The sequence below is a fragment of the Rhodococcus pseudokoreensis genome, assembly GCF_017068395.1.
GTDB lineage: Bacteria > Actinomycetota > Actinomycetes > Mycobacteriales > Mycobacteriaceae > Rhodococcus_F > Rhodococcus_F pseudokoreensis.
This window is the reverse complement of record NZ_CP070619.1, coordinates 1905359-1924469: the sequence shown is the minus strand read 5'-3', so window position 1 is coordinate 1924469 and position 19111 is coordinate 1905359. Positions and strand designations below refer to the sequence as shown.

At 69.4% G+C, this 19111-nt stretch carries 15 protein-coding genes; 8 read left to right on the top strand and 7 right to left on the bottom strand.

The genetic code is table 11. The annotated features are described in order from the left end of the window. Positions 1-41: 41 nt before the first annotated feature. The 3 genes from JWS13_RS14300 to JWS13_RS14290 all read left to right on the top strand — a co-directional run bounded on the left by JWS13_RS14300 (position 42) and on the right by JWS13_RS14290 (position 2862). A complete protein-coding gene (locus JWS13_RS14300) occupies positions 42-1001 on the top strand; it encodes an esterase/lipase family protein (RefSeq protein WP_206006143.1) in 960 nt (319 codons plus the stop codon). Positions 1002-1116: 115 nt separating this feature from the next. Then, entirely contained in the window at positions 1117-2544 is a 1428-nt protein-coding gene (locus JWS13_RS14295; RefSeq protein ID WP_206006141.1) for a DUF7159 family protein, read from the top strand. 93 nt (positions 2545-2637) lie between these two features. After that, complete coding sequence (locus JWS13_RS14290; RefSeq protein WP_206006139.1) at positions 2638-2862, top strand: hypothetical protein; 225 nt, start codon at positions 2638-2640, stop codon at positions 2860-2862. An 11-nt stretch (positions 2863-2873) separates the two neighbouring features. Here the strand turns inward: JWS13_RS14290 and JWS13_RS14285 are convergent, their stop codons facing one another. Continuing rightward, on the bottom strand, positions 2874-4175 hold the full coding sequence (locus tag JWS13_RS14285; protein ID WP_206006137.1) for a YibE/F family protein: 1302 nt from the start codon (positions 4173-4175) through the stop codon (positions 2874-2876). Positions 4176-4737: 562 nt separating this feature from the next. Between JWS13_RS14285 and JWS13_RS14280 the strand changes: the two genes are divergently transcribed. Both JWS13_RS14280 and JWS13_RS14275 read left to right on the top strand, forming a co-directional pair. Continuing rightward, the gene (locus JWS13_RS14280; RefSeq protein ID WP_241032184.1) at positions 4738-5199 is read left to right on the top strand and encodes a hypothetical protein; all 462 of its coding nucleotides are present in this window, start codon (positions 4738-4740) and stop codon (positions 5197-5199) included. Positions 5200-5203: 4 nt separating this feature from the next. Beyond that, complete coding sequence (locus tag JWS13_RS14275; RefSeq protein ID WP_206006133.1) at positions 5204-6385, top strand: MAB_1171c family putative transporter; 1182 nt, start codon at positions 5204-5206, stop codon at positions 6383-6385. Here the strand turns inward: JWS13_RS14275 and JWS13_RS14270 are convergent. From JWS13_RS14270 to JWS13_RS14260, 3 genes are read right to left on the bottom strand one after another with little or no spacing between them, the layout of a single operon-like run. Next, positions 6376-6816, bottom strand: coding sequence for a hypothetical protein (locus JWS13_RS14270; protein ID WP_206006131.1), 441 nt, complete (start codon positions 6814-6816; stop codon positions 6376-6378). The two genes, JWS13_RS14275 and JWS13_RS14270, sit on opposite strands and share 10 nt — an antisense overlap. Beyond that, on the bottom strand, positions 6813-7532 hold the full coding sequence (locus JWS13_RS14265; protein WP_124395729.1) for a helix-turn-helix domain-containing protein: 720 nt from the start codon (positions 7530-7532) through the stop codon (positions 6813-6815). Before JWS13_RS14265 ends, JWS13_RS14270 begins: the two co-directional genes overlap by 4 nt. A gap of 56 nt (positions 7533-7588) precedes the next feature. Beyond that, positions 7589-8851 carry a pyridoxal phosphate-dependent aminotransferase gene (locus JWS13_RS14260; RefSeq protein ID WP_005253480.1) on the bottom strand — a complete coding sequence of 421 codons (1263 nt, stop codon included), beginning with the start codon at positions 8849-8851 and terminating at the stop codon, positions 7589-7591. Between the two features lie 139 nt (positions 8852-8990). Here JWS13_RS14260 and JWS13_RS14255 point away from each other — a divergent pair, with 139 nt between their 5' ends. Together JWS13_RS14255 and JWS13_RS14250 are read left to right on the top strand one after the other, a co-directional pair. Next, positions 8991-10391, top strand: a complete 1401-nt coding sequence (locus JWS13_RS14255) for a carotenoid oxygenase family protein (protein WP_206006129.1) — start codon at positions 8991-8993, stop codon at positions 10389-10391. Between the two features lie 24 nt (positions 10392-10415). Continuing rightward, positions 10416-12362, top strand: a complete 1947-nt coding sequence (locus tag JWS13_RS14250; RefSeq protein ID WP_206006127.1) for a S9 family peptidase — start codon at positions 10416-10418, stop codon at positions 12360-12362. Positions 12363-12371: 9 nt separating this feature from the next. Here JWS13_RS14250 and JWS13_RS14245 read toward each other — a convergent pair whose 3' ends face one another. From JWS13_RS14245 to JWS13_RS14235, 3 genes are all read right to left on the bottom strand, one after another. Further along, on the bottom strand, positions 12372-13820 hold the full coding sequence (locus JWS13_RS14245) for a dynamin family protein (protein WP_206006126.1): 1449 nt from the start codon (positions 13818-13820) through the stop codon (positions 12372-12374). Further along, positions 13817-15562 (bottom strand): P-loop NTPase family protein, encoded by a 1746-nt coding sequence (locus tag JWS13_RS14240; protein WP_206006124.1) that lies wholly within the window; start codon positions 15560-15562, stop codon positions 13817-13819. Before JWS13_RS14240 ends, JWS13_RS14245 begins: the two co-directional genes overlap by 4 nt. A gap of 87 nt (positions 15563-15649) precedes the next feature. Beyond that, positions 15650-17302 (bottom strand): hypothetical protein, encoded by a 1653-nt coding sequence (locus JWS13_RS14235; protein ID WP_206006122.1) that lies wholly within the window; start codon positions 17300-17302, stop codon positions 15650-15652. 223 nt (positions 17303-17525) lie between these two features. Between JWS13_RS14235 and JWS13_RS14230 the strand changes: the two genes are divergently transcribed. Next, positions 17526-19058 carry an Hsp70 family protein gene (locus JWS13_RS14230; RefSeq protein ID WP_241032183.1) on the top strand — a complete coding sequence of 511 codons (1533 nt, stop codon included), beginning with the start codon at positions 17526-17528 and terminating at the stop codon, positions 19056-19058. Positions 19059-19111: the final 53 nt, after the last annotated feature.

Below are 19111 nucleotides of genomic sequence, written 5' to 3'. Positions count from 1 at the left end.
GGACGGTAGCGTCAGCTCAAATCGCAACGGAGGGCTGGGCGATGTCGAAGGCACGTCACGGATCCCTGATCGCAGTCCTCGCTGCCCTGATCTGCGTGCTCGGCGCCGCGCCCGCTCACGCGGCGGAAGTCCCGACGCTGCCGGGGCCCCCGCAATCCGACGCCGGCAGCGCGATCGCGTACGCGAAGCAGCATCCGCATTCCGCGCCGCCCGGCGCCAACGACTTCTCGTGCCACCCCGACCCCGCGCACCCCCGCCCCGTGATCCTCGTGCACGGCAGCGACGGCAGTGCCTATTCGAACTGGGCCGCGCTGAGCCCGAAACTGAAAGCTGCCGGCTACTGCGTGTTCGCCCTCAACTACGGACGGAAACCGGGCACCGAACACTTCGGGATGCAGACCATGACCGAGGGGGCCGCCGAACTCGAGGTGTTCGTCGACGACGTGCTGTCCACGACCGGCGCGGACGAGGTCGACCTCATCGGGCACTCGCAGGGCGCGACGGTGGCCCGGTACTACGTCAACAGGCTCGGCGGAGCATCCAAGGTGCACCACTGGATCGGTCTGGCGTCGCCCACCTACGGGGGAACGTTCTTCGGGATCGCGACGGCGGTGACGTCCGTTCCCGGCGGCACCGAACTGATCGAAACGATCGGTTCGGAGGCGCTCGCCGAGCAGGTGCAGGGCTCGCCGTTCCTCACCGCCCTCAACGCGGGCGGTGACACCGTGCCCGGCGCCGAATACACCACGATCGGCACGCGCTACGACGAGGTGATCCAGCCGTACACGAACGTCGCGCTGCGCGACCCCGGCGCCACCAACATCCTCGTGCAGGACCTGTGCCCGATCGATCAGACCGGACATTTCAACCTGCCGTACGACCCGTTCTCCCAGCAACTGGTGCTCAACACGCTCGATCCCGCCCACGTGGTGGTGCCGCCGTGCACGTTCGTGCCGCTGGGGACGGGCATCGCGGGAGTGATCATCGCGAGCAACTTCTGAGTTGTCTGCCGCCGACCGGTTGCCCGGTTGCCGTGTCGGACCGCTTCGCTAGACTGCGGGCCATGGAGTGGGGGGATTCCGGATCGAACCCGTGCACAGTCGAGTTGGGCGGCCCATGAGTTCGGTTCTAGGTGTGTCGGTCGGTGCGAGCGCTGTGCGCTTGGCACGACCCGACTCCGTGAACCGTGACGACGCCGCAAGCAGGCACCTCCCCGATTTCCGGGCCCAGGTCGTCGCCGCAGGCCGGGATCTGCCGGAGGAACTGGCCGCCGAATCTATCGGCGTCGTTCTCGCCGGAGCACCCGACGCCGGGCAGGTGCATGCCACCGGCGTCGCCTACCGCGACGAAGCACAGGCAGGCGCCGTCCAGGCGGCGATGGCCCGGCAGCAACTCGTCAACTACCAACTCGTCACCGAGGCCTCGGCCGCGCTGAAATTCCTCGACGTCTCGGGAGCCCTGGGCGACCACGCGACGCTCGTGTTCTACGACCTGGGCAGTTCCGGGCTCACCGTGAGCGTCGTCGACCGGGCGACGGGTGAGGTGGTCGAGACGGTCCGCACCGACACGGTGAGCGGCGACGTCTTCGACCGGATGGTCCGGGCCAACCAGTTGGAGAACAACCGCATCGAGGCGCCCCACGACGCGGCCGCCAGCCTGGCGCTCGACCTCCGCTGTCGTGAGGCGAAGGAGCGGCTGTCCACCGGTGGCGCCGTCGCCGTCCCCGGCGACGGCGGCCTGCTGCTGTTGTCGCGTGACGTCTTCGACTCGCTCATCGGTGTCACCGTCGAATCGTCGGCGCGCCTCGCCCGCGACGTGATCACGCGGTCCGGACGAACCCCGGACGCCGTGGTGCTCACCGGTGGCGGTGCGCGCATTCCACTTGTGCGCACGGTGCTGGAGTCGTGGCTCGGATTGCCGGTCATCGTTCCCGATCATCCCGAACTCGTTGCGGCACAAGGTGCTGCGCTGCTCGCCCAGCAGGTGGTGCCGCCCGCCGCCGAAGTTGCCCGCGTCCTCCCGCCGCCGCAATACACGCCTCGCGCCGAGTTCGAGGCGGACGCCTACCGGCACGCCCCGACCGCAGTCGTCGCGCGCAGCGGTGCGCCGTCGAGTACCCCGTCGTGGCTGAGCGCCGCGGCGCCGCCGCCGAGCCAGCAGGTCGCCAAGATCCAGATCCGGGGCGCCGCGCTGGCGGGCACCGCGCTCGCCGTGGTGGCGGTGATCGGACTCGGTCTCGGATACGGCAAGAACCTGCTGTCGCGCACCGAGGGGTCGTCGCAGCCGGCGACCACGCAACTCACCGCCAATCCGCCGGTCGTCACCGAGATGGCCACACCGTCACCGACGACGCCCGCGCCGCCGCCGACGTCCGAGACCGTCGAGGCGCCCGTGCAGACGGCGTCGCAGATCCGGATTCCCGAGGCGGAACCCGCACCGCCGCCGCCTCCGCCCGCACCGATATTTCCCGGTCTGCCGCAGATCCAACTGCCGCCGTTCCAGCTGCCCGAACTCCCCGAACTGCCCAGGCTCCCCGGAACCTAGACGTCGCCGCGGCCCGGCTGCCGATTCGAGGTGCCGTGCCCCGCTCCGCGGGCCTACCATGGGAATGGTTCCGGCGTAGAGAGGATGTGTGCAGTGACTGCAAATCCCGCGGAGTTCCACAGCACTCCCAACGTTTCCCCGTCTTCGGCGGCCGCGCCGGCAGAGACACGTCGGCTCGTGGCGTACACGAAGCCGATCCTGAAGATGTTCCCGCCCACCAGCGAACATGCGGCCAAGGTGACGATGCTGACCGTCTACGCGCTGATGGTCATCGCCATCATCTTCATCGTGCTTCGGGAGGTCGGGCTCTTCAGCTAGCGGTCCGCCCGCTATTTGGAGTGACGGCCACCCCGTGACGGCCTGACCGCGGGCGCCGCGCCGCTGGGCCCTGCGCCGATCGGGCGCGCCAGCATCACGGCGATCGCGGTGGTCAGCGGCACCGACAGCGCCAACGCGATGCCGCCGACCGCCGACCGCACGATCTCGATGGCCACGGCGTCGCTGAGCAGCACGTCCTGGATCGACCGGCCCGCCACACTGAACAGCAACAGCAGCGGCAGCGCCCCGCCGGCATACGCCAGGACGAGGGTGTACACGGTGCTGGCGATGTGATCGCGGCCGACGCGCATCGCGGAACCGAAGATCTGCCGCCTCGATGCGTCCGGGTCGAGCGAGGCCAGTTCGAATGCCGACGCCGCCTGCGTGATGGTGACGTCGTTGAGCACACCCAGCGAGCCGATGATGAAACCGGCCAGCAGCAGCCCGGTGATGCTGACGTGCTGGATGTACGTCTGGACGTTGGTGTTCTGTTCCTCGGACAGCCCGGTCAGGCGGGTCATCTCGATGGTGGCCCAGGAGAGGACGGCCGCCAGGGCCATCGACGCGAGCGTGCCCAGCAACGCCGAACTGGTGCGCAGCGAGACGCCGTGCGCGAGATACAGCACGGCATACAGGATGACGGCGCCGGAGACGAGCGCCACCGGGATCGCCGGTTGCCCGTCCAGCAGGGCCGGGAGCGTGAACAGGACGAGCACGCCGAAAGAGACGACGATGCCGACGAGCGCCCGGAACCCGCGCCACCGCGCGACCGCGATCACGACGGCGGCGAACGCGAGTGCGATGAGCGTGACGGGCAGACCGCGGGCGTAGTCCTCGAACGAGTACTCCGTCGTGCCGTTCACGTCCGTCTGGCGGGAGAGCCGGATGTGCTCGCCCACCCGGAGGTCGGGCTGGCCGGGGCCCGGGATGATCTCGAGCAGCGTCTGGGTGCCGGAGTTGGGACCGGACTCGATGTCGACGATGCTGCGCTGGCACTCGTAGGCACCCGCGGGCGGGGGCAGCGGTGCGCCGGTGAACGCGCGCCCGGCCGACGGACTACCGCAGTCGCCGATGTTCTGCATCGTGACCGTGCCCGACTCCGTGACGACAGCACCGCCCTGGGCGCTCTGAAACGGCTGCTCGACGTCGACGCTCGGCTTGCCGGGCCACAACGCGATGGCGCCGATGAGTACCGCGACGCCGATGGCGACGAGGAGTCCGACGACCACCTTGGCGGCGACGGGTCCCATCGGGGCCGGTCCGTCGCTGTGGCCGTGTCCATGTCCGTGGCCGTGTCCGTGGAATTCGCTCATCGTCCGCTTCGCGTCGGCTGCTGGGGGGATTGTCTCCGCACGCACGACAGGGTAGCCGGAAGGGGACCGGGAACGCTGTGACGGAAGTGGCGTGCGGTGCCGGTGTTGCCGAGCTGTCCGATGCGTATTGCTCTCGTGTCGCTTATATGTCGCCGGTGTGATTAGATATCGGAACATGGCACGCAGCAGTTAATCTGCAGCGAACGCCGAGCTTCACGCAAGGTGGTCCGGAACTCCGAACGAGGGGTGTGTTCCGCGGGCGACAAGCCACTGCGTGGAGAGAAGTGCCGAGCTGGGTGGCGGGGTACAGGGGGGGTTGACCCCGCCACCAACCTGGCGCCCACAGGGGGGGAGGGGCGACAGGTGCTCGCGGCACTCGAGGTGCCGGTTGCCAATCTACCGACACATGAGGGGTATTCGTCAACCGGGTAGGTGAAATCGCCCACATGTCGTGACCTCGAACGCCGACGGCTTAGGATTATTGCCGTTCGGAGGTGTTCCAGTGCGAATCTCGCGGCCGTCGCGACGACCCAGCAACCATCTTCGCCGGATCGTGGCGGAGATGGGTATTCCCGTGCCCTGGAACAGGGATCAGCTGATCGGCAGCGTCGCAGCCCGCCGGGGCCGCCCGATCCACCTGGTCCCCGTCTCGCACGCCCTGGTCCAGGGCGGACATTCCGGACTCTGGCTCGCACGGGCCGACGACGACGTGATCCTCTACGCGACAGGGATGTCGGACGTCCACGCCACCCACATCATCTGCCACGAACTGGCGCACATGGAACTCGGCCACGACCGCGACGCCGTCGGAGACACGTCCGTCGACTCGACGGTGCTGTCGGCGGCCGCGCCGTCGGTCGACACGACAGGTGTGGTCAAGATGCTCGGCCGATCCAACTATTCGAACGATCAGGAATACGAGGCGGAACTGCTCGCCACCCTGATCATGGCCGGTCGCCGCGTGACGACGAGCGGCGTCACTGCCGGTGACGCCCGGGCGTCGCGGATGCTCGGAACGTTCTGACGCCGTGTACGAACCGCCCACCTACGTGAGCTGGCCGCTGCTCGCCGTCGTCTGGGGGACCACGCTCCTGCGCGTGGCCCTGGTCCGGTCGACCGTCGCCGAACGCCGGATGAACGCCGCCCTCGTCTTCGCCTCGCTCTCCCTGGTCCTCCAGCGGTCGCCGGCGCAGCACTGGCTCGACCTCTGGTTCGGGCACGGCTTCGCGAACACCCTCAGCAACGTCTGCATCATCCTCACCGCGGCGTCGCTGATCAGTCTCTTCTCCGCGTGGGCGCTCGGCCCGGCGCGTCTGCCATACATCCACGTCGTGTCGCTGTCGGTGTGCCTCGTCGCGGGGGCGACCCTCATCGCCCTGAGTGCCCCGGCGCGGTCGCGGGGCGTCGCCATCGCGGACGAGGGCGGCTGGCTCTTCGCGGCCTACTGCATCACGTACGCCGTCCCGATCCTCGCCGTCGCCGTGCTCAACCTGTGGATCTCACTGAAAGCTGTGCGCAGCGCGACACCGGGACGCGAGCGCCGGGTGTTTCTCGCCGTCATCGCGCTGTCGCTGTTCGAGGTGTTCGACATGGGTGTCGTCATGACGACCGGGGTGGTCAACGCCGTCAGCGAAGACAACGCCCTGACCGAATCGCACAGCGACTCGGGGGCGTTCATCCGCGTGCTCGTCGTGTCGGCGGGCGCCATCATCTCGGCGGGACCGGTGATCCGGGCGGTCGGTCACCGGTGGCGGTCGCGGCGGGTCATTCGCCGGCTGCAGCCGATGTGGCGGACCCTGACGGGCGCGGTCCCGGAAGTGGTCCTGGAACTGCGTCCGGCCGACCGCCGGGCGCTGTCCGTCCGCGGCCGCCTGGACCGGATGAGCGTCGAGATCCGCGACGCGATCATGATCCTCGACCGGCACGTCGTGTTCGAACTCGGCGACCACACCGGCATCGCACCGCCCGTGGTCACGGCGGCGCGACTGCACCTCGCCTGCCTGGCCCGCAGCGCCGGCCACCGGGCGCACGGCACCGGCGGGACGACGCACCGGTTCGCGACCGACGTCGGCGGCGAACCGTGGGAACTGGCGCGGCTCGCCGACCACTGGAAGGACGGCGAGCAGATGGCGGCCGCGCTGTGGGCGCGGCGCCTCCCGCAGTTCGGCGGGCCCGAGGACCCGTCGGCGCGCGTCCCCGCTCAGGTCTGACGGCGGTCCGGCGACGCGACCGGCAGCGGGCCGTGGCTCCGCCGTAGATTCTCCAGAAGTGGGATCAGCGATTCCATCTCGGCGGTGGTCGGCTCCGCGTTCGCGTCGAGGGATCGCATCGACAGGTGCTGCACCCCGGCGTCGCGGACCGCGATCTTGAACCGGACCAGGGTGTCGTAGTCGTGGTAGCCGTCGGCCGCGAGGTACTGCTCGGGGGCGTGGAAGTGCTGCGCGACCGCCCGCAGGACGTCGGGGTCGGGAGGCTCGTGATCGTTCGTGCGCAGCGACTCGATCTCGGACGGCGCGACGGGGCGCCCGAGGATCCGTGACACCCCCGCGGCGACCGTGTCCTCGTCCGGTTCGGGACCGTCGAGATCGTGGGCGAGGGAGAACAGGCGGTTGACCCGCACCGACAACGGCACCCCGTTCATGCGGTCACCTCCGCGTCTCCGCTGCGTTCAGGATCGTCGGTGGCGACGAGTTTCACCGCGTCCTCCCATCGACGCCAGAAACGCTCCCGGGTGGCCGCGTCGAGATCCTCCCCCCGGCCGTAGAGGAAGCGGCGATACCGCGCCTCCTCGAGTTCGCGGGGGTCGGTAACGGTCGACGGCTCCTCCAGCAGGTGACCGAACGCGAACTCCACCAGCGGCTGGCGGGGTCCGGCGGGGCCTCCGTTGACTTCCAGCAACCGTGTCACGTAGGCGCCGGTGATCTTCGAGACCACACGGCTCAGTTCACCCGCCGCCTCGACCAGCCCCGGGACCTCGGGGTGTGCCACGCTCAGCCTCGTGAGCTGGGTGTGCGGCCCCAGGATCTCGATGATCGTGTCCAGATCCAGCGGAATCTCCGACGGTCCGAGCGTCAGCGGACGTGACGACGGCGCCCGCTCGTCCCCGTCGAGCGCCTCGAGTGGGGTCGGGTGACCGCCGTCGAGGGTGCGGGCAGCGCTGCCCGGCGCCCACCGCAGCGCGACGTCCAGTTTGCGGAGCGTCTCGATGCTCGGATCCGGGCCGGTCCCGTTCTCGGCGCGCGTCTGAGCTGCGTCGGACGGGCCACCGGCGGCCGTGACCTGGTCCTGTGTGAGGTTCAGCAGACGCCGTCGCCGATGGACGAATTGTCCGAAACGCGCGCGGGTGCTGGTGACCATTATTTTCCCCCAGGAGACACGCAAGCGACGCGCGTGTCGCTTGCTGTGTCTCGATCCTACTGCTTGTAGCTGGTGAGGAAATTACCGAACCGCTCGATGGCGACAGCGAGATCCCGCGCCCACGGCAGCGTCACGATCCGGAGGTGGTCGTGGTCCGGCCAGTTGAAACCGGTGCCCTGCACCATCAGGATCTTCTCCTGCAGCAGCAGGTCCTGGACCAGCTTCTCGTCGTCGTAGATCTCGTAGACGTTCGGGTCCAGACGCGGGAACGCGTACAGCGCGCCCTTCGGCTTCACACACGAGACGCCGGGGATCATGTTGAGGCGTTCCCACGCGACGTCACGCTGCTCGAGCAGCCGGCCGCCCGGCAGGATCAGGTCCTCGATGCTCTGGTGCCCGCCGAGCGCCACCTGGATGGCGTGCTGACCGGGCACGTTCGGGCACAGACGCGTCGACGCCAGCAGATCGAGTCCCTCGAGGAAGCCGGCGGCGTGCTCCTTCGGGCCGGTGATGGCCACCCAGCCGGACCGGTAACCCGCGACGCGGTACGCCTTCGACAGGCCGTTGAACGTCAGGCACAGCAGATCCGGGGCCAGCGTCGCCAGCGAGATGTGCTTGGCGTCGTCGTAGAGGATCTTGTCGTAGATCTCGTCCGCGAGAAGCAGCAGCTGATGCTTGCGCGCCAGGTCGACGAGCTGCTGCAGCACCTCCATCGAGTACACCGCACCCGTCGGATTGTTCGGGTTGATGACGAGCAGGGCCTTGGTCTTGTCGGTGATCTTGGACTCGATGTCCGCGATGTCGGGGTTCCAGTCGTTGCCCTCGTCGCACAGGTAGTGCACCGGGGTGCCGCCGGCGAGGCTCGTCATCGCCGTCCACAGCGGGTAGTCCGGCGCCGGGATCAGCACCTCGTCGCCGTTGTCGAGGAGTGCCTGCATCGTCATCGTGATGAGCTCGGACACGCCGTTGCCCAGGTAGATGTCGTCGACGTCGAGTTCGGGGAACCCGGCGACCAGTTCGTAGCGGGTGACGATCGCGCGGCGCGCCGACAGGATGCCCTTGGACTCGGAGTACCCCTGCGCGTACGGGAGCGCGGCGATCATGTCGCGCATGATCACGTCGGGCGCGTCGAAACCGAACGGCGCGGGGTTGCCGATGTTGAGCTTGAGGATCCGGTGTCCCTCCGCCTCCAGCCGGGCGGCGTGGGCATGTACCGGTCCACGAATCTCGTAGAGCACGTTCTGGAGCTTGGTGGACTGCTCCAGCTTGCGATGCGGCATGCGGTGGTGGCCGTGGTCTGGGTTGCTCACGACGGTCATTCTCCCACTCCCGGGCAACCCGATTTCTACTGGTGGGTATCGGACCGTCGTCGTGTCGTCGAAACACGCCGCCCGCGCAGGCGCCCGTCGTACCCTCGAGAGGGGGTCGTGTTCACCGCGCCCGGAGGGATAGACCCACATGGCAGCACCGGTAACCCGCCGTCCCGGCCCCGTCGACATCGCGCACCACAGCCACCTCGTCGGAGTGTTCGAGCCGCAGCGGGAGGAGGTTGACGTCCGGGATCTCGAGGTGATCGGCGAACTGCCCGCCGATCTGCACGGCGCGTATCTGCGCAACGGTCCCAATCCGCGGTTCGACCCGATCGGAACCTACGTGTATCCGCTCGACGGCGACGGCATGGTCCACCGGGTCGAATTGGCCGACGGCGCCGCCCGGTACACCAACCGATTCGTCCGCACCCCCATGGTGAAGGCGGAAGAGAAGGCCGGACACGTCATCTGGGCCGGGGTCACCGACCTCTACACCCCGACCGAGGACGAGGTGGGGCCCGAACTGGCGGGAACGTCGCGGGAACTGCCCGACATCAACATCGTCCGGCACGGCGGGCGACTCCTCGCGATGGCCGAGACCACGCTGCCGTTCCGCCTCGACCCGGCCGACCTGAGCACGCTGGGGCGGGACAACTGCGACGGCGCCATGAGCGTGGGCAGCACCGCGCACCCCAAGATCGACCCGGTCACCGGGCAGATGGTCCTGTTCAACTACATGTTGGAGCCCCCGTATCTGACGTGGTCGGTGGTGAACCGGGACGGTTCGGTGGCGCGGACTCCGACGGCGGTCGAGGGCGTGGACACGCCGCTGATGATTCACGACATGGCGCTCACCGAGCGGTACATCGTGCTGATGCTGTGCCCGCTGGTGTTCGACATCGCCGCGGTGCTGACCGGCGGGTCCGTGCTGGACTGGCGGCCGGAGGACGGCACGCGGATCGCGCTGATTCCCCGCGACGGCGGTCCGGTGCGGTGGACGACGCACGACGCGTACTGGGTGTGGCACTTCGCGAACGCCTTCGATCTGCCCGACGGGAGGGTGAGCGTCGACTACGTGGAGTGGACCTATCCCGGTGGGTTCGCGAAGGCTCCGGCGCCGTCGCTGGGCTCACTGGTCCGCGCCGTCGTCGACCCCGGCAGTGGGCGGGTGGCGCGAGAAGTGGTGTGCGACCGCGACGTCGAGTTCCCACGGGTCGACGACCGGGAACTGACCCGAGGGCACCGCACCGTGGCGACGGTCGGCAAACTCGACCGCAGTCAGGGACGGCAGGAATCGCTGTGGTTCTTCGACACCGCCCGCGGCACCGAGACGCACTGGGACCCGGGCAGTGTGTCGGTGGGCGAACCGATCTTCATGCCCGGCGCCGAGCACGAGTACTGGGGGATGATCGGCACCGATCGCAGCGACCTGACGTCCTGGTTCTTCGTGCTGCCCGCCGACGACCCCGGGTCGGGTCCGATCGGGAAGGTGCGGCTGCCGATTCGGGTTCCGGCGGGCCTTCACGGCGCGTGGCTGCCTGCGGAGTAGCGGGCGGCGGAATATCCTCGGCGGATGACCTCTGCGCCCTACGGTTCCTGGCCCTCTCCGATCGCGGCGGCGGACCTCGCCTCCAGCGGCCACCCCGTCGAGGGTGGCCGGTACGTGGGCGACGACGTGTGGTGGTCGGAACTGCGACCCAGCGAAGGCGGGCGGGTCGCGGTGCGGCGCCTCGGCCTCGACGACGAACCGGAAGACATTCTGCCCGCGCCGTGGAACGCCCGCACCCGCGTCCACGAGTACGGCGGCGGCGGCTGGACCGTCACCGACGCCGGCCGCCTCGTGTTCGCCGAGTTCAGCGACCAGCGCCTGTACCTGCTGGAAGGCGGGACCCCGGTGCCGCTGACACCGGAGCCGCCGCAGCCCTGCTCGCTGCGCTACGGCGACCTGTCGGTGGTCGACGGCGAGGTGTGGGCGGTCCGCGAAACGCACGACACCGAGGGCGGCGTCTCCCGCGACATCTGCGTCGTTCCGCTGGACGGGTCGGCGGCGGACGACCCGCATCGGGTGCGGTCCGTCGTCGCCGGCTCGGATTTCCTGGCCAATCCGCGGCTGTCCCCGGACCGCAGGCACCTCGCGTGGATCGCCTGGGATCACCCCCAGATGCCGTGGGACGGCACCGAGCTCAGGGTCGTGCCCGTCGAGGGCGGCCGCGTCAACGGGAAGGTGCGGACACTGCTCGGCGGTACCGAGGAATCGGTGCTGCAACCGGAATGGGTCGGGCCCACCGAGCTGTACACGATCAGCGACCGCAGCGGCTGGTGGAATCTGTACCGGGTGGGCATCGACGACCCCGCGCCGGTGGCGTTGTGCCCGATGGACGCCGACTTCGGCGGTGCCCTGTGGATGCTCGGCGGCCGCTGGCACACCCGCCGCGACGACGGCACGCTGCTGACCGTGCGCACATTCGGCACCGACACCCTCGCCGTGCTCGATCCGGCCGGCGGTTCGCTGGTGGACATCCCGCTGGACGGGCTCACCAGCATCGGGCTCGGGGATCGCAACGGCAACCGGATCCTGCTGCTCACCGGCGGCGCCCAGACCCCGGCGGGCCTGCGCGAACTCGACCTCGACACCGGTGAACTCCGCACCGTCAGGCTGTCCGTCACCGAACTGCCCGAGGCGGCGTACCTCCCCGAAGCCCGGCAGTTGACGTTCCAGGGCGCCGAACGCGAAGTCCACGCGATCGCCTACCCGCCGCGGCACCCGCGGTACCGGGGCGAGGACGGCGAACTGCCGCCGTACGTGGCGTTCGTGCACGGGGGGCCGACGTCGCGGGTCGCGCCGTCGCTCAATCCCGTGTTCGCGTTCTTCACCAGCCGCGGCATCGGTGTCGTCGACGTGAATTACGGCGGATCCACCGGGTACGGACGCGAATACCGCAACCGGCTGCGGGGCCAGTGGGGGGTCGTCGACGTCGAGGACGTGGTGACCGCCGTGACCGGTCTGGCCGAGGCCGGGATGGCGGACCCCCGCCGGCTGGCGATCGAAGGCGGATCCGCCGGCGGCTGGACCGTGCTCGCCGCACTGACGACGTCGGACGTGTTCGCCTGCGGTGCCTCCTACTTCGGTGTCGCCGAACTCGACGGTTTCGTGAAGGAGACACACGACTTCGAGTCCCGGTACATCGACGGTCTGATCGGCCCGCTGCCGGAGGCCGCCGACCTCTACGCCGAGCGGGCGCCGCTGAACAACGTCGCCGGGCTGAACTGCCCGGTGCTGCTGCTGCAGGGGCTCGACGATCCGATCGTGCCGCCGTCGCAGGCGGAACGGTTCCGGGATGCGCTCGTGGAGAAGGGCATCCCGCACGCCTACCTCGAATACGAGGGGGAGTCGCACGGATTCCGGAAGCTGGCCACCCTGATCAGCTCCCGTAACGCCGAACTCTCCTTCTACGGGCAGGTTCTGGGATTCGAGCCGCCGGACATTCCACGGCTCGAACTGTGGCAGCCCGAGGGGTAGACGGGCTCGTCATCGGGCGAGCAGGGCCTCGCAGGACCGCGCCGCACACGCACACGCCTGCACCGTCGCCGTGTCGATGGTCGGGCGTCCCGCCTGGGACCGCCAGAACCGCATGGCCGTCAGCGCGACGCGTGAGATCTGCTCCGGGGCGGCGTCGGCGGGCAAGCCGAGGCGGGTGTGCGGCGACATGCCCTCACCGCCGAGCACCCGCTCGAGCAGGACGACGTCCGAGTCCCGCAGTTGCAGACCGGTCGAGCGCAGGCCCGACAGCACCCGCAGTTCCCGGAACACGTGGGTGTCCGCGAGCAGGCGATCCGCCGCCCGGCTCAGGCTGCGGCTCGCCGACGACGGGGTCCGGGCCAGCACGGCCTTCAGCGTGCGGAGCGCGGAGTGCGCCTTCAGTTCGGTGCTGCGCTGACCGAACTGCAGGTGCAGCGTGCGGCGCAGATCCTCGAGGCCGCTGTGCGCCGTCAACTCCCGGGCCAGCGCCGGCGCGTCGGTCGCGCCCGAGCGGATCAGCATGACCGCGAACCGGATACCGAACAGGCCGAAACTCTCGAGGAGGTCGCGGCGCTGCCCGGCCGACAGCACGAGGTCGGCGTCCTCCGCCGTGAACCGGGTGATCGAACGCAGCGCGGACTCGAGCACGCTGTCCGGAACGGTGGCGAGCACCGCCAGGTCGTCGAACTCGGTCTGACGCAGAGTGCGGCCGCGCAGCGCGAGGAGACCCGACACGGGCAGCAGGCTGCGTTGCACCCGGCGACCCGCATCGTCCGCGGCGGCCCGGGCCGCGTCGAGGGTGCGTTCGCGGCCGCCCTTCACCTCGTCGGCCCGCGACAGCACCCCGACGATGCCGAGCGGACCGGCGGCCGTACCGACCCGGGTCTGCAGCTGGTCGAGCAACCGCACGTCCGCTCCGTCGGTGCCCCGGGTCAGGTAGACGACGGCGTCGACGTCGCACGGCCCGTCCTCGGGGAGGAGCAGCGCCCGGGTCCGCGCCGACACGTCCCGCGAATTCGACGACGTTCCCGGTGTGTCGACGAGCGTGAACTCGCCGAGCAACGCCGACGGCCACCCCACCTGCAGTCGCTCCACCCGATCCGCGGTCACCGTGCCCAGGTCCAGCGAGAGCCGGCCCTCGTCCCGGTGCACGGGCAGTCGTGTCCGGCGTCCGGCGTCGTGGGTGAGGTCGATGCGTGGCGTAGCGGACTGCTCGAACCAGGTGACCACCCGGGTGCACTCGGTGGCGTCGGTGGGTGCGATCTCCTCGCCGACGAGGGCGTTGAGCAGCGTCGACTTGCCGGCCTTCAGCGTGCCGGTGAGCGCGACCCGGAGCGGCTCCTCGAGGCGGGCGCCGCAGTGCCGGAGTTCGTCGACGGTGGCGGGGTCGCTGCGCAGTTCGTGCCGGGCGGCGTCGATCAGCTGGCGGGTCTGGGAGCCCAGACGGGTGACGCTCATGCCGCCACCTGCCCCGCGAATCCTGCGGCCTGCATTCGGATCTGCCGCAACGTGTCGAGTTCGGTGCGGATCTGCGCCGACCGCGTCGCACGGTGATCGTCGTGCATCTTCGACGCCTCGGTCGCCGCGCGCAGCGAATCGTCGACGGAACGGAGCATCTCGTTCGCCAGGTCGGTGAAGTGGTCGCGCAGGACGCGTTGCACCTCTCGCAGTCGCTGCTTCGATTCCTTCCCCACCTGGAAGATCACGTCGTCCATCAGTCGCGACACCGCCACCTTCGCCTCCGCCTGCCTGCGGGCGGTGCGCGCCTTGCGGTCCTCGCGATACGTGTTGGCGCCGAGCAGTACTCCCGCGCCGATCGAGAAGGGGTTCACCAGGGCCAGGCCGGCCAGGCTCGTGACGAGACCGACCATCAGCACACCGCCGTACGACCCGCGCATGCTGGACAGGACGCGCTGCGTGAAACCCTGTGCACTCTCCAGGGATTCGAGCGTGTTCACGGGTTCGAGCACGTGATCCACATTGTCGATGCGCAGCGCGGGAACCGGGACCTTGCCGTCCTCCGCGAAGCGCCCCGCGACCGACAGCGCCAGGTCCTGCGAACGGGTGTGCGCCATCACGAAGTTCTCCCGCACACACGACGCGATCTCGCCGTCGAGCCAGGAACCGAACTCCTCCCACCGTGGTGCCGGGTCGGACTTGCCGATGTCCTCCTCCGCCGCGCGGATGACGGTGCGCAGCCGATGTCGCAGGTCGTGCTCGATGTCCGTCATCAATTCGATCGCGCCGTCGGCCAGCGTGTACTGCCAGTTCGCGGATCGCTGCCGGAGCTGATCCGCCGCCGCGCGGGCCCGGGTCATCTGTTCGACGAGTGCGGCGCCGCGCTGCGGATCACGCAACGTGTCCAGTTCGGCGCTCAGCGACAGCGACAGGTGGTCGGTGACGGTGCGAACGTCGGCGATCACCGAATTGCGGAGCACGACATCCGCTTTCGCGACCACCTGGGTGCGAAGATAGTCGACCAGCTGAGGAATGCCGGATTCGACGTCGAGCGCGTCGTCGCCCGCCTCGAGAGCGTCCGCGTGCATCAGCGCGGACACCGGCAGCAACGGCAGCGCGAGATCCGCATTCTGCAAGTGCGTGCGGTTGGCCTTCTGGATGTCTGCCCACCGCGGATAGAAATCGATCTTGTTGACGACGCAGATCACCATCGGGCACAGCTTGTGCACCTGCGTGAGCAGGGCGACCTCGGGTTCGGTGTATTCCTGACTCGCATCGGAGACGAACAGCACCGCATCCGCCGTGGGGACCAGTGCCAGCGTGTCCGCCGCGCGCGCCGGGGCGTGACCGGAGAAGCCGGGCGCGTCGACCAGCACCAGACCCTCCGCGAGCAGGTCGTGGGGGAGGGTGACCGTCGAATCCGGATCCGGCGCGACCGGTCCGTACTCGACCACCACCGGTTCGTGCCGCGACCGTGCCGTCGCCGACACGTCCGCGTCGACGAGCGCGCCCGCCACGGAACTGACACCCTTGTCGGTCAGACCGAGCACCACGACCCGCGTCCGCGGATCGGCGAGGCGAGACTCGGTGTGCGACAGCCGGGTCAGGAGATCGCCGCGACCCGCCGTCCGGGTCAGCGCCGCCAACTGCGACAGCAGCGCCGTCATCGACGCAGTGGTCTCGGCGGGAAGATTCGGGCGCACAGGTGCGGTGGCGGCTGAGGATTCGAGGGTGGCGTTCATGATCTCCGCAAGAGTCGGTGACGGGCATTCGAGAGAGGGGAGTGGCGGGCCCGCTGCAGGGGAGTGGGCGGGCCCGCCACGTCGAGGTCAGAACACGTGCTGGTCGACAGTCGTCGTCGCAGTCAGGCTCTGATCGTGGGTGTCGAGAGTGCTGCCGGAATCGGCCGTCAACCCCGACGAGAGGCTCGTCGCGCTCGTCGCGTCGAGTGATGTGCTGGTGTCGAGCGCGGTGCCCGAGTCGTATGCGGTGCTCGAGTCGTATGCGGTGCTCGAGTCGTACGAGGTGGTGGTGTCGAACGTCGTCGCGGTATCGGTGGTGGCGTTGTCAGTCGTTGCGGTGTCGGTGGCTGCGGTGTCATGGCTGAGGCCGGTGTCCGACGTCGTGTCCGTGAGCGTGCTGACCGCCGAACTGTGGTCCGTCGACGAGACGTCATTGCTCGCCGCCGTCGTGGTGGTCGGGGTGGACTGGGTGGCCGCCTGGGTCTGGCCGAGATCGGCGGCGGGTGCTGTGGCCGTGGTTGTCGCCTCTTGTGCCGTTGTCGTTGGGGTTGCCGTTGTGGTCGCCTCCGGTGTTTGGGTCGAGGTCGTTGACGCATGGTTGTCGGTGGTGCCGGTCGTTGCCGTTGCCGTTGCCGCGGTCGCCTCGGTTCGGCCGAGATCCGCGGTGGGTGCCGTCGCGCTCTGGGTGGTGGCGTCGGTCTGGGTGGAGTTGTTCGGGGTGGTGTCCGTCGACGCTGCCCGCGTTCCCTCGTCGCCGGTGACCGAGGCAGTCTCCGCGCTCCGCGTATTCTGCTGGTCCGCAACCTGATTCTGATTCCGGTCTGTGTCGGATGTCGTCGCCGAGGCAGGTTCGGTGTTCGTCTGCCGAATCGTCGTGTCGAGAGGCTGCGACGTCACCGCCGAATCGGAATGGGTCGACACCGGGGTCGCCGTGATCGGCTGGGCCGCGGACGCCGCCGTTGCCGGCGCCGCACTCGTCGCCTGACCGGCCGCGGCAGGCTGCACGGCCGACGACGTCTGCGCGGACACCGACGTGGGCGCCAGCGTCGACGGCTGCGTCGCAACCGCGTTTCCCTGGCCGAACACGGGCTGGGACGCGGACGCGCCGCCCGAGTTCACGGCCGACTCACCGCGGCCCGGGTTGCCGAACGACGTCGATGAGTTCGAGGAGGCGTTCTGATGGCTCGCGACGTTGTTGCCGTCGGTGCGTCCGTCGTGGTTGATCGTGCCGTTGTTCTCGTGGGCCTGGTTGCCGGGGGCGGTGGTGTGGCGGCCTGCGTCGTCCTGGTGGTTGGCCTCGTTGCGGCCGTTGTTCTGCTGGGCGGTGTTCTGATGATTGTCGGCGCGCGAGGCGTCGGCGGCGCTGTTCTGTCGGTCGCCCTCGGTGTGGTTGTCGTGGCCGGGGTTGGCGGTGTTGTTCTCGCGGACCTGGTTGCCGGTGTCGTGGGGGTCCTGGATTCCGGGGGAGGTGTGGCCGGTGTTCTCGAACCCACGACTGTCGTTGTCTCGGGGGACGTCGTGCGAATTCTGGTGCTGCTCATTGTGCTGAGTAGGACGCTCGCCGGTCGAGTTCGCTGGGCGGAGGTCGCGCAGGAGACCGTCGAGTCCGTCGCGCAGTAGGTCCGCCGCATGGGGCGCGCCGCCCAGGTCGGGCTGCGGTGCCCGTGCGCCGGTCGCGGCGTGCAGGGCGGGGACGTCGTGTTCGAGGACGGCCGACGGGTGGATTTCGCTTCTCGTCATGAGTGCTCCTTCATCTCGGTTAGCCCCTTCGAGGCGACTGCCGACGACGTTATGGACCATTCCTGGGAAGACCATGGGAGGACGCTGCACCTTCGCTAGGGGCGTTCGCCGCCATGCACACAGGAACATCGCAGGAAGCGCACAGCGGTCGGTACAGGAAGGCGGTCTAGCGTTTCGACCGGCAGGAAATCCGCCTGCCGTACCACGGAATGGAGATCACGACATGCGGACATCGATGGGGATCAGTATGGGTTCCGACTCGTTCGTGTCCGCACAGATGCACGGTGAATCGCAGGGGCACCACGAGCACGACGGATTCACGGTGGTGCGGCGCTCCGCCGAACTCGCGCTGTCGTCCAGCAGCGCTCCCACCCTCGGGCCGCACCGTGCGGGGCTGCTTCCGCAGGGCAGCATCGTCTTTCGTGACTTCATCGACAGAGTCGGTGACCCCGTTCCGGTGATCGGCGACGACGGGACCCGCACCCCGGCCGTGCAGTTGGTGACCACCGCGCTCGACTGTTTGATCCGGGGCCGCACCCCGGCGCCCGACCATGTGGTGGTCGCGGCTCCGGCGGGTTGGTCGGGGTATGCGGTGGAGGAACTCGAGGACGAGATCCGTCGCTGGGGCCTGCTGCAGAACCGCACCGTCACCGTGATGTCCGAAACCATTGCGGCACTCACGTGGGTCGCCCGAGTCGAGAAACTCGACGACTACGACACAGTGCTGCTGTGCGACGTCGGAGCCCACTCCCTCGACCTGACCGTGGCCACCAGGCAGGGCGCCGAATTCGCTGTGCGCCCATCGACGCGGAGCACCGACTTCAGCGGAGACCACGCCGACCGGCTGCTGATGGGGCATGTGGTCGCGCTGGTACAGAACGCGAACCCGGACTTCGACGTCGACGAACCCGCGCACCGCGCAGCGCTCGCCGAACTCGCGGCCCGCTGCCGGATTGCGAAGGAGCGGTTGTCGCAGGACACCTCCGCCGTGGTTACCGTCGAACTTCCCGGCGTCCGCCGCCAGATACGTGTCATGCGTTCCGAATTCGAGGACGTCATCCGTGGCTCACTCACCGACGCCGCGAACGCGGTGGCACGTGAACTCGAACGTCTCGCCGAGACGGGAACTCCCGTCGACGCGGTCGTGCTCCTCGGCGGCGGAGCGGCGGTACCGCTCGTGACGGAACTGATGTCGACGGCCGTGGACGTCCCCCTCGTCGTCTCGCCCGAGCCGGCGACGGCGTCCGCCCGCGGCGCGGCGGTGATCGCCGAGCGGGCATCGCTCCGGCAGTCGGGTTCCCGGGTGATGTCGGCGCCGGGGCCGCGGGTGAAGCCACTGGCGGCGCCGCGACCGATCGCGGCGGCAACGTCGCGTGTACTGCCTCCCTCCGCATCCGCCGGAGTGCCGACCAGGCCCGTTTCCCCGCCCACACCGGCTGTCACACAAACCGTCGCCCCGGCCGCGAAGACACCGAAGTCGGGTATCCGGGGCTGGATGGTCGCGGCGAGTGTCGCCGCCCTCGTCCTCCTGGGCGGCGGCGCGGCAGCGACCCAGCTGATCGGCCAGGACGACACGCCCTCGGCAACGACAACCACCACCACTTCGTCCGTCGAACAGGCATCGTCCGCCGACCAGACCGCGCAGGACGACACCGCGGGTAATGACACGGTGCAGGAATACACAGTGCAGAACCCGGCGCCCGCTCAGCCGATGGGCGGCGGAGCGGGCGGACGCGGCGGCGCCGGACCGCGGTAGAAAACAGCAACGCCCCCACCGATCACGGTGGGGGCGTTGCTGTTCACTGCTGT